Below are 9,391 nucleotides of genomic sequence, written 5' to 3'. Positions count from 1 at the left end.
CGGCGATTTTCAGCAGGATGTGCGAACGCTCCTGCACGCTGGTGCGGCCCCAGGCGTCGGCAGCGGCGTGAGCAGCATCGAGAGCCTTGTCGATGTCGGCGGCGTTGGAGCGGGGGAATTCGCCGATCACCGAGCCATCGACCGGGCTGGTGTTGCTGAAGTACTGGCCGCTGAGCGGGGCGACGAACTCACCTCCGATATAGTTGCCATAGCGTGGTTTGAGGGTGACGAGGGCGCCTGCGGTACCCGGTTTGGCGTAAATCATGATGCTGACCTCTCTTGTTGTTGGAGCCCGCTGCCAATCGGGGAAGCGAGTCATGGTTCGATCTTAGCAAGCCTCTGAAAACCTCGGCATGTGCCCATGGCACAGATCGCCTAGTCATTTAGTAGTAGAGCGTTCTGGCGCGGGCTTTGGCAGAGAAGTAGAAGCCATGAAAGCTATAGGCTAGACCCGTTCGCCTGCCCTTGCGTTCCCCAGCGTGAAAATCCAGTTGTGAGGCTACGCAGCCTGTCAGCACTGGCTACCGCCAGAAACGGCGATGGCCGGACAGAGTCCGGCCATCGTCTGGCGCCGCAAACGATCAGCGCTTGGCCACCAGTTCCTTCGGCAGCTTGAAGGTCCAGAGCATGCCGCCCTGGTTCAGGTGCTTGACGCGCTTGGCCACCTCACCGCCCCACAGCGGTACCGCGCCGCCCCAGCCGGACAGAACGGAGACGTACTGCTCGCCGTCCATTTCCCAGGTCACGGGCGAGCCGATCACACCCGAGCCAGTCTGGAATTCCCAGACTTTCTCACCAGTCCTGGCGTTGAACGCCTGCAGGTAGCCTTCCGGGTTGCCGGTGAATACCAGGTTGCCCTTGGTGGTCAGCACCCCGCCCCACAGCGGTGCGTAGTTCTTGTGGCGCCAGACTTCCTTGCCGGTCTTCGGATCGATGGCACGCAGCACGCCGATGTAGTCCTCGTTCAGCGGCTTGATGGTAAAGCCGGCCCCCAGGTAGGCGGCGCCCTTCTTGTAGGCGATGTCTTCGTTCCAGATGTCCATGCCCCACTCGTTGGACGGTACGTAGAACAGACCGGTGTCCTGGCTGTAGGCCATGGGCATCCAGTTCTTCGCGCCGAGGAAGGCCGGTGCGGAGAATACGCTCGTGCCCTTCTCCTTCGCGCTCGGCGAGCCCGGACGGTTGCTGTCGTCGTAGATCGGCCGGCCATTCTTGTCCAGGCCCTTGGCCCAGGTGATCTTGTCGACGAAGGGGAAGCCACGGATGAACTTGCCGTTGGTACGATCGAGCACATAGAAGAAGCCGTTACGGTCGGCGGTGGCCGCCGCCTTGATGGTCTTGCCGCCTTCCTGATAATCGAAAGAGATCAGCTCGTTGACGCCGTCGAAGTCCCAACCGTCGTGCGGTGTGGTCTGGAAGTGCCACTGGATGCTGCCGTCGTCCGGGTTCAGCGCCAGGCGCGAGGACGAGTAGAGGTTGTCGCCAGGGCGCAGGTGGGAGTTCCACGGCGCCGGGTTGCCGGTACCGAAGAACAGCAGGTTGGTGTCGGCATCGTAGTAGCCGCCGAGCCAGGGCGCGGCGCCACCGGTCTTCCACAGGTCGCCCGGCCAGGTCTTACCGGCCTCGCCACCGCTGATGCCGTTCTCGATGGCCTTGCCGTCCTTGTAGACGTAACCCATATGGCCTTCGACGGTCGGACGGCTCCAGAGCAGCTCGCCGTTCTTCGGGTCGTAGGCTTCGATCTTGCCGACCACGCCGAATTCGCCACCGGAAACGCCGGTGATCAGCTTGCCATTGACCACCAGCGGCGCTGCGGTGATCGAATAGCCCGCCTTGTGATCGGCGACGTTCTTGCGCCACACCACCTTGCCGGTGTCCTTGTTCAGCGCCACCAGCTTGGCATCCAGGGTGCCGAAGATCACCAAGTCGTCGTACAGGGCGACGCCCCGGTTGATCACGTCGCAGCAAGGGCGGATATCGTCCGGCAGGCGCGCTTCGTACTGCCACAGCTCGCGCCCGGTGCGCGCATCGACGGCGAACACCCGCGAGTAGGAGGCGGTGACGTACATCACGCCGTCCTTGATCAATGGCTGTGCCTGCTGGCCGCGCTGCTTCTCGCCACCGAAGGACATGGTCCAGACCGGGCGCAGTTCCTTGACGTTCTGCTCGTTGAGGATGTTCAGCGGGCTGTAGCGCTGGCCTTGCAGACCGAGGCCATTGGTGACGATCTCGTCGGTGGTGGTGGCGTCCTTGAGAATCTCGGCGTCGGTGACCGCCAGTGCGGCGGCGGACGGCAACAGCATGGCGGCACAGAGTGCGGTGAGTAGGAAAGGCTGGCGAAGACCGGCGTGTTTCATTGCGGCTACCTCTGCGGGTTCATTGTTATTGCCGGGAAATTTTCCCGGTCTGCCGCAAATTCTTGGCTCACCCGGGTCCCCCAACAATTGCACCCCCAGCCGATTTTCCTCGTTCCTTGGTAGCAATACCTGCTCCACAAGCCATGATCATGACGATTGCGGCGGCCCCGGCTTTGCCCGACACTTGGCCGCCCGCACATTCTGATCGGAGACGCCCGTGCCCCACCCTCGCCAGGAAATTCTCAACCATCCCGATGCACTGGACTGCACGGTCTATCGCCCGGACGAGCAGGACCCGGATGCCGAAGAGCAGGATCTAGGCGACGGCAAGGTGCTGATCACCGGTGCCTTCGAGCCGCCGCAGGATTGGGATGCGCACCAGCGCGAGGACTATTTCGGCGAAGAAGACCCCACCCACTTCGTCAGCGCCCATATCGAATGCCTGGCCAAGCCAGCCACCCGGGAATTCTTCATGCCCGACAGCGGTGACTACGTGGCCGTGCAGTCCAACCAAGGCGACGTGGTGATGTATTACGTCTACGACCACGAAGAGACCGAGCACGGCCGTCATTACGTGCTGATTCGTGATGACGAAGAGCTCTAGGCACCAGGCTCGCAACGCCGAGCGCTCGTAGCGCAGGTTGTAGGGTGGACTCCGGAGCGCAGCGAACAGTCCACCAACTGCTCCCGGCGTACTACTTCGCGAGTACGCCCTACTCGGCTGGTGCTCTTGTAGGAGCCGGCTTGCCGGCGATAAAGCCCACCGGCCAACACCATCGCCCGCAAGCGGGCTCTTACGGATTGGCATCCACCCGCGCCATGGCCTGGCGCTCGTAGCGTGGGTAGAGGTGGCTGACGCTGCGGATTAGCTCGTAGCGCGACAGGTTGACCTGAGCGAAGCGCTCAGGGATCGGAGCGCGGATCAGCTCGTTCATCTCCGCGCCCTGCTCCGCGCCCTCACGCAGCAGCCCATCGAGCCAACCCAGGTAGTCGCGCATCTGCGCGAAGGGTGCGGCATCCGTGGCGACGGGGCCGTGACCGGGCACGCTCTGCTGCCACGACAGGGCCTGCAAGCGATCCAGATCGGCCAGCCACACATCCAGCCCGGGGCTGTTCGGGGTGGTCAGCGCGCGCTGGTAGAACAGGATATCGCCGGCAAACAGCACGCCCGTGCGCTCGTCGAGAATCGCCAGATCGGCGCCGGTATGCCCGCGTAATGCCAGCAGTTGCAGGCGTCGGCCGCCAATTTCCAGCGCGCCTTCCTGCACGTCCTCGGTGGGCAACACCACTTCGGTACCGCGCATCCAGTCGCCGACCAGGCGGTACATGTTCTCCGCCATGGCATCGCCCTGTTCGGCCAGCAACCGGGTGGTCTCGGGCAATGCCGCGATGGGCACGCCGGCGAAAGCCTGGTTACCCAGCACATGATCGGGGTGATGGTGAGTCAGCAACACGCGCAGCACCGGTTTGCCGGTGGTTTTCTCGATGCTCTGGCGCAGAGCCTCGCCGTAGCGACGCGACGGACCGGTGTCGATCACCACCACACCGTCTGCGGTTTCGATAAAGCCGACGTTGACGATATTGCCGCCGTTTTCCGCCGCGAAATTATCGGTGGTGCCCTCCAGCAGCCAGACGCCCTCGGCGATCTGCCGGGGTTGCAGGTGATAGTCGAGCGCCAGGGCAAACCCGGTACCGAGAGCCAGCAGAAACAGTATCCAGCGCATGCTTTTCTCCTCGAAATCTGCCTGAGCCGCGAGCTTCGCCCCGAGGCGGGGCTCCTACTGACAGGGCGAACATTGTTGCTTCTTGTAGGAGCCGCGCCCCGCGGCGAATGAAAACACGGTCAGAACGCGGCCCGGAATTCGTTGCCGTTGTTGTCGCGCAACCACAGCTCGGCCTGCCGGTCGTCGCGCAGGTCGAAAGTCAGCGTGGGGTTCTCGCTAACCGCCGGGAACAGCTCGATACGCCCCAACACCTGACCATCGACATCGCGCAACTCGGCTTGCTCGATGTAGAACTCGGGGATGCCGCCGACCAGGCCGTTGTCCATCGGGTGCGACACCTGCAGGCGCAGGCGGCTGTCCTCACCACGTACGAAGCGCTTGCCCAGCACCTGGCCCAGTCGCTCCTCCCAGCCGGCCTCGGCGCGCACCACGCTGGGCGCAGTACAGCCGCCACCCGCCGCCTCGACGCGGGCCGAACCGATATGCCAGACGCCATCGTCGGTGAGCACTGCTGCGCGTATCGGCGTGGCCTGCTCGACGCGGATGCGAATGGCCAGGCTCGGTTCCAGGTGGTCGCCGGGGGCGAAGTCGAGAATACGCGGGATCGGGTTGAGCTCGGCCCAAGCCAGAATGCGCTTGACCTTGCCACGGTAGGCGCTGGCGTTGATCTGGATCGGCACCTGGCGCGCATCCTCGGCGAATGGCGGCACCTCGAGGCGAATCCTGTCGTCGAAGACGAAGGCCTCACCGTTGAGCAGGCGCTGGTGGTAGTAGTCCCACATCACCGAGGTGACCGGATCGGGCGCGGCGGCCCTTGCTTCCCAGGCCCAGGCAAACAGGGCCAGCAATATCAGGCTACGCCAATCCATCGCCCACCTCCGGCTCGACTCTTATTGGTATTGTTCCGGCTTCTCAAAGCGCAGCCCGTAGCGCGCGTACAGGCGTTCGAGCGAGCCGTCGAGAATCAGGTTTTCCAGCTGTTCTTCCAGGGCATAGGCCAGTTGCCGATTGGTTTCGTGCACCGCCATGCCGATTTCCCAGATCTGCCGGCCCATGTCCGGATAGGCGTTCTCGGCCAGCGCCAGCTGCGGGTCATTGGCCTCGTGCAGCAGCCAGTCCACCTCGCCACGCAGCGCCATCACCGCATCCACTTCACCACCCTGCATGGCCGCAAAAGCCAGCTTCGGCGTTGGGTAATGGCGGGTTTCCTGGCTGAGCATGCCGCCCTGCACCGAACTCAGGTAGAACGAGGGCACACTCTCGACTTCCACGCCCACTGGATGCTGGCGCAACGCAACGATGCTCGGCACCTCGGGCAGACGCCGACGATCGAACGCCAGTTGCCAGCGCTCGCGCTGATAGGGGCCGAACATCACCACGCGTTCGTTGACCAGCTCGCCCAGCTCATTGCGCATCTGCGCGTAGTCGCGGTCGTAAGGCACGCGCAACATCACATCGGCCAACTTCCCCTGCGCGGTCACCCGGCCACGCCAGATGTAGTCACGCAGGTCATCGTCGAGTTTTTCGCCTGGCGGCGCCCACATTACTTCCAGCTGCAGCCCAAGCCCTTCGGCCAACGCCTTGGCCAACTCGTAGTCGACGCCACGTGGCTGACCGTCCTGCTCGTAACTGTAGGGCGGGAAGTTCTGGTACAGCGCCACGCGCAGGATGCCCGACTCGGTGATGCGGTCGAAGTCGCGCACCTGCGCCTGGGCCGTACCCTGGCACAGCAGCAGGCCACACAAGAGGATCAACAGGCGCATGACGCGAGCGCTTATGAAGAAATTGTCGCGAGCGATGGCAGGTCGCGCTGGGCCTGCGCGTAGCAAGCGGAATGTATTGAAATACATGAGCATTGCGAGCACCGCCGAAACGCGAGATGCCGAGCGCAGCAGATTTATCATCAAGCGCTTACTCCTCGACGTGCACGCTCTCCAGGTAGCTACGCACAGCCCACAATGCTTCCTGGCTAAGGAAGTCGGCCATCTTCGGCATGTACACGCGGCCATCGCGCACCGCACCGTTGATCACCCGTTCCTTGTACCACTCGTCACCCATGGCACCCAGCTCGAGCAGGCGCAGGTCCGGGGCGATACCGCCGGACTTGGCTTCCAGGCCGTGGCAGGCGGCGCAGTTCTGGTTGTAGGCCGACGCGCCGATCTCGATGGCGCGTGGGTTGTCGCGATAGGGGTTCTCGTCCAGCCATTGATCACCCAGCGGTTCCAGACCATCAGTGTTCACCGCCTGCGGTACCACATCGCCGTGAGCCCAAAGGTTGGTCGATGCGGCGAGCAACAGCAGCGCCAAGGTGGATTGGATCTTCTTGTTCATGGCTAGGACCTCATCTAATGCACGCAAGACAGCCCTTACAGAGCTCGTGGCGACCATCTTAGAAAGGCCGTGCAACGCGCCGAATGCTGCTTTGGTGGTCGCGTTCTAGTCCCTTGGTAGTAGGGCTTGGGAGGGGGTGCGCGTGATGCCTTGGCAGCAAGGCCAAGTCATGGCCCGGTCGGGAAATCCTCCCGGCAAAGGCGGGAGTTTTTCCGTAGGCGCAAAGGTGGCCGGGTTCCACCATCGGCTTGCCACTGCGGCGACCACTTTCTTCAACGGGAAGCACAACCATGACAACAAGAAACCTACCCAGCACCCCGCGCCCCCTGGCGCTTGCCCTGATGCTGGCCGGTGGCCTGGCGCTGAGCCAGGGCGCGCTCGCCAAACCGGTCACCTGGGACGACATTGCCAATGACCACCTCACCACCAGCAACGTGCTGCAGTACGGCATGGGCACCAACGCCCAGCGCTGGAGCCCACTGGCTCAGGTCAACGCCGACAACGTGTTCAAGCTGACTCCGGCGTGGAGCTACTCCTTCGGTGACGAGAAGCAGCGCGGCCAGGAATCGCAGGCCATCATCCACGACGGCGTGGTCTACGTGACCGGCTCCTACTCACGCGTGTTCGCCCTCGACGCCAAGACCGGCAAGCGCCTGTGGACCTACAGCCACCGCCTGCCCGACGACATCCGCCCGTGCTGCGACGTGGTCAACCGTGGCGCCGCCATCTATGGCGACAAGATCTACTTCGGCACCCTCGATGCCCGCGTCGTGGCGCTGAACAAGGACACCGGCAAGGTGGTGTGGAACAAGAAATTCGGTGATCACTCCGCCGGCTACACCATGACCGGCGCGCCGACCATCGTCAAAGACGGCAAGACCGGCAAGGTGCTGGTCATCCACGGCAGCTCAGGCGATGAATTCGGCGTGGTCGGCAAGCTGTTCGCCCGCGATCCGGAGACTGGCGAAGAAGTCTGGATGCGTCCGTTCGTCGAAGGCCACATGGGCCGCCTGAATGGCAAGGAAAGTACCCCGACCGGCGACGTCAAAGCGCCGAGCTGGCCGGATGATCCCAACCACCCGACCGGCAAGAAGGAAGCCTGGAGCCAGGGCGGTGGTGCGCCGTGGCAGAGCGCCAGCTTCGATGCCGAGACCAACACCATCATCATCGGCGCCGGCAACCCGGCGCCGTGGAACGGCTGGGCGCGGACCAGCGACGGCGGCGACCCCAAGGACTACGACAGCCTGTACACCTCCGGCCAGGTCGGCGTCGACCCCACCACCGGTGAAGTGAAGTGGTTCTACCAGCACACCCCGAACGACGCCTGGGACTTCTCCGGCAACAACGAGCTGGTGCTGTTCGACTACAAGGACAAGGACGGCAAGGTCACCAAGGCCACCGCCCACGCCGACCGCAACGGCTTCTTCTACGTGGTCGACCGCAGCAACGGCAAACTGAAAAATGCCTTCCCCTTTGTCGACAAGATCACCTGGGCCAGCCACATCGACCTGGAAACCGGTCGCCCGGTAGAGAATCCGGGGCAACGCCCGCCGAAGCCCAAGCCCGGTGAAAGCAAGGGTGAAGTGGTCGAAGTCTCCCCGCCGTTCCTCGGCGGCAAGAACTGGAACCCGATGGCCTACAGCCAGGACACCGGCCTGTTCTACGTCCCGGCCAACCACTGGAAGGAGGACTACTGGGCCGAGGAAGCCACCTACAAAAAAGGCTCCGCCTACCTGGGCATGGGCTTTCGCATCAAGCGTCTGTTCGACGATCACGTCGGCATCCTGCGCGCGATGAACCCGACCACCGGCAAGGTCGCCTGGGAGCACAAGGAGCGCCTGCCGCTATGGGCCGGCGTACTGGCCACCAAAGGCAACCTGGTATTCACCGGCACCGGCGACGGCTACTTCAAGGCCTTCGACGCCAAGAACGGTAAGGAGCTGTGGAAGTTCCAGGTCGGCACCGGAATCATCTCCCCGCCCGTCACCTGGGAACAGGACGGTGAGCAGTACATCGGCGTAACTGCCGGCTACGGCGGCGCCGTGCCGCTGTGGGGCGGCGACATGGCCGAGCTGACCAAACCGGTTGCCCAGGGCGGTTCCTTCTGGGTGTTCAAACTGCCGAGCTGGGACAAAGCCAGCGCCCAACGCTAAAGGCTGAACGCATGGCGCACCTGGTGCGCCATGCATGCTACCTGTGGGAGGGGCTTTAGCCGCGACTGCCTCACCCACCATCCCATTCGAGGACTCGCCATGAACTACCTGCCCCTGCTTATCCCGGTCCTGCTGCTGGTAATCGGCAGCCACGCCATCGGCGCCGAGACCGACAACGACGGAGTACCGCAGATCAACGGCTGCCGCATCGAACCCGACAGCCAATGCCCCAACGCCAACCTGCGCGGCGCCGACCTGCGCAACCTGGACATGCGCCGCATGAATCTTTCCGGCGCCGATCTTTCCGGCGCGGATCTGCGCCACGTCAACCTTGACCTGGCCAACCTGGAAAAGGCCAAGCTGCGCGGCGCCAAACTCAACCGCGCCAGCCTGCAACAGAGCAACCTGCGCCTGGCCGACCTGTCCGGCGCCAGCCTGGTGGCCATCAGCGGCTGGGGCCTGTTCGCCCAGGCCGCGCAGTTCGAAGGCGCCGACATGCGCGCCGCCAATCTGGAGTTCGCCCGCCTCTCCGGCGCCAAGCTGCACAACGTCCAACTGCAGGCGGCCAATCTGGAAATGACCTGGCTGAGCAAGGCCGATCTGAAAGATGCGCATCTGCAAGACGCCAACCTGCAGGAAGTGAAGCTCGGCGGCTCCAACCTGGAGAATACCAACCTCACCGGTGCCCGCACCCGCTTCGGCAACTTCCAGGACGCCAACATGCCCGGCTGCGTGCAATGCCCCAAGGGCTGGGACTGATCCCCGCCCGCCCCCCCAAAAAACATCGTAGGGCGGGCCGGGCGGCGATCCGCTTCAGCCCACCAAC

General features: G+C 63.8%; 9 protein-coding genes. 3 read left to right on the top strand and 6 right to left on the bottom strand.

Annotation, left to right across the window (positions count from 1 at the left end):
* The coding region (locus PSOLE_RS23005) for an aldehyde dehydrogenase family protein (RefSeq protein WP_140419000.1) at positions 1-265 on the bottom strand (265 nt) is incomplete at its 3' end.
* 316 nt (positions 266-581) lie between these two features.
* Positions 582-2,357, bottom strand: a complete 1,776-nt coding sequence (locus PSOLE_RS23000; protein ID WP_074858988.1) for a methanol/ethanol family PQQ-dependent dehydrogenase — start codon at positions 2,355-2,357, stop codon at positions 582-584.
* Between the two features lie 217 nt (positions 2,358-2,574).
* On the opposite strand from PSOLE_RS23000, the gene PSOLE_RS22995 reads away from it, so the two are divergent.
* A complete protein-coding gene (locus PSOLE_RS22995; RefSeq protein WP_074858991.1) occupies positions 2,575-2,961 on the top strand; it encodes a hypothetical protein in 387 nt (128 codons plus the stop codon).
* A 190-nt stretch (positions 2,962-3,151) separates the two neighbouring features.
* On the opposite strand, the gene PSOLE_RS22990 is transcribed toward PSOLE_RS22995, so the two are convergent.
* From PSOLE_RS22990 to pedF, 4 genes are all read right to left on the bottom strand, one after another.
* Positions 3,152-4,081 (bottom strand): quinoprotein relay system zinc metallohydrolase 1, encoded by a 930-nt coding sequence (locus PSOLE_RS22990; RefSeq protein ID WP_074858995.1) that lies wholly within the window; start codon positions 4,079-4,081, stop codon positions 3,152-3,154.
* 119 nt (positions 4,082-4,200) lie between these two features.
* On the bottom strand, positions 4,201-4,950 hold the full coding sequence (locus PSOLE_RS22985) for a quinoprotein dehydrogenase-associated SoxYZ-like carrier (RefSeq protein WP_074858999.1): 750 nt from the start codon (positions 4,948-4,950) through the stop codon (positions 4,201-4,203).
* A 21-nt stretch (positions 4,951-4,971) separates the two neighbouring features.
* Positions 4,972-5,844: a substrate-binding periplasmic protein gene (locus tag PSOLE_RS22980; RefSeq protein WP_074859074.1), complete on the bottom strand. Its 873-nt coding sequence runs from the start codon at positions 5,842-5,844 to the stop codon at positions 4,972-4,974.
* A 148-nt stretch (positions 5,845-5,992) separates the two neighbouring features.
* Positions 5,993-6,412, bottom strand: a complete 420-nt coding sequence (gene pedF / locus PSOLE_RS22975; protein WP_003461185.1) for a cytochrome c-550 PedF — start codon at positions 6,410-6,412, stop codon at positions 5,993-5,995.
* Positions 6,413-6,702: 290 nt separating this feature from the next.
* On the opposite strand from pedF, the gene exaA reads away from it, so the two are divergent.
* Positions 6,703-8,565: a quinoprotein ethanol dehydrogenase gene (exaA, locus tag PSOLE_RS22970; RefSeq protein WP_074859002.1), complete on the top strand. Its 1,863-nt coding sequence runs from the start codon at positions 6,703-6,705 to the stop codon at positions 8,563-8,565.
* Between the two features lie 99 nt (positions 8,566-8,664).
* Positions 8,665-9,324: a pentapeptide repeat-containing protein gene (locus tag PSOLE_RS22965; RefSeq protein WP_074859005.1), complete on the top strand. Its 660-nt coding sequence runs from the start codon at positions 8,665-8,667 to the stop codon at positions 9,322-9,324.
* Positions 9,325-9,391 lie beyond the last annotated feature (67 nt).

Origin of the sequence: Pseudomonas oleovorans subsp. oleovorans, assembly GCF_002197815.1 — a bacterium.
Taxonomy (GTDB): domain Bacteria; phylum Pseudomonadota; class Gammaproteobacteria; order Pseudomonadales; family Pseudomonadaceae; genus Aquipseudomonas; species Aquipseudomonas oleovorans.
This window is presented reverse-complemented; position numbering and strand designations above follow the sequence as displayed.

Bases quoted from the DNA above. Each gene is read 5' to 3' on its own strand.
- PSOLE_RS23000 (WP_074858988.1), bottom strand. From the start codon at position 2,357: ATGAAACACGCCGGTCTTCGCCAGCCTTTCCTACTCACCGCACTCTGT.
- PSOLE_RS22990 (WP_074858995.1), bottom strand. From the start codon at position 4,081: ATGCGCTGGATACTGTTTCTGCTGGCTCTCGGTACCGGGTTTGCCCTG.
- PSOLE_RS22985 (WP_074858999.1), bottom strand. From the start codon at position 4,950: ATGGATTGGCGTAGCCTGATATTGCTGGCCCTGTTTGCCTGGGCCTGG.
- PSOLE_RS22980 (WP_074859074.1), bottom strand. From the start codon at position 5,844: ATGCGCCTGTTGATCCTCTTGTGTGGCCTGCTGCTGTGCCAGGGTACG.
- pedF (WP_003461185.1), bottom strand. From the start codon at position 6,412: ATGAACAAGAAGATCCAATCCACCTTGGCGCTGCTGTTGCTCGCCGCA.
- exaA (WP_074859002.1), top strand. From the start codon at position 6,703: ATGACAACAAGAAACCTACCCAGCACCCCGCGCCCCCTGGCGCTTGCC.
- PSOLE_RS22965 (WP_074859005.1), top strand. From the start codon at position 8,665: ATGAACTACCTGCCCCTGCTTATCCCGGTCCTGCTGCTGGTAATCGGC.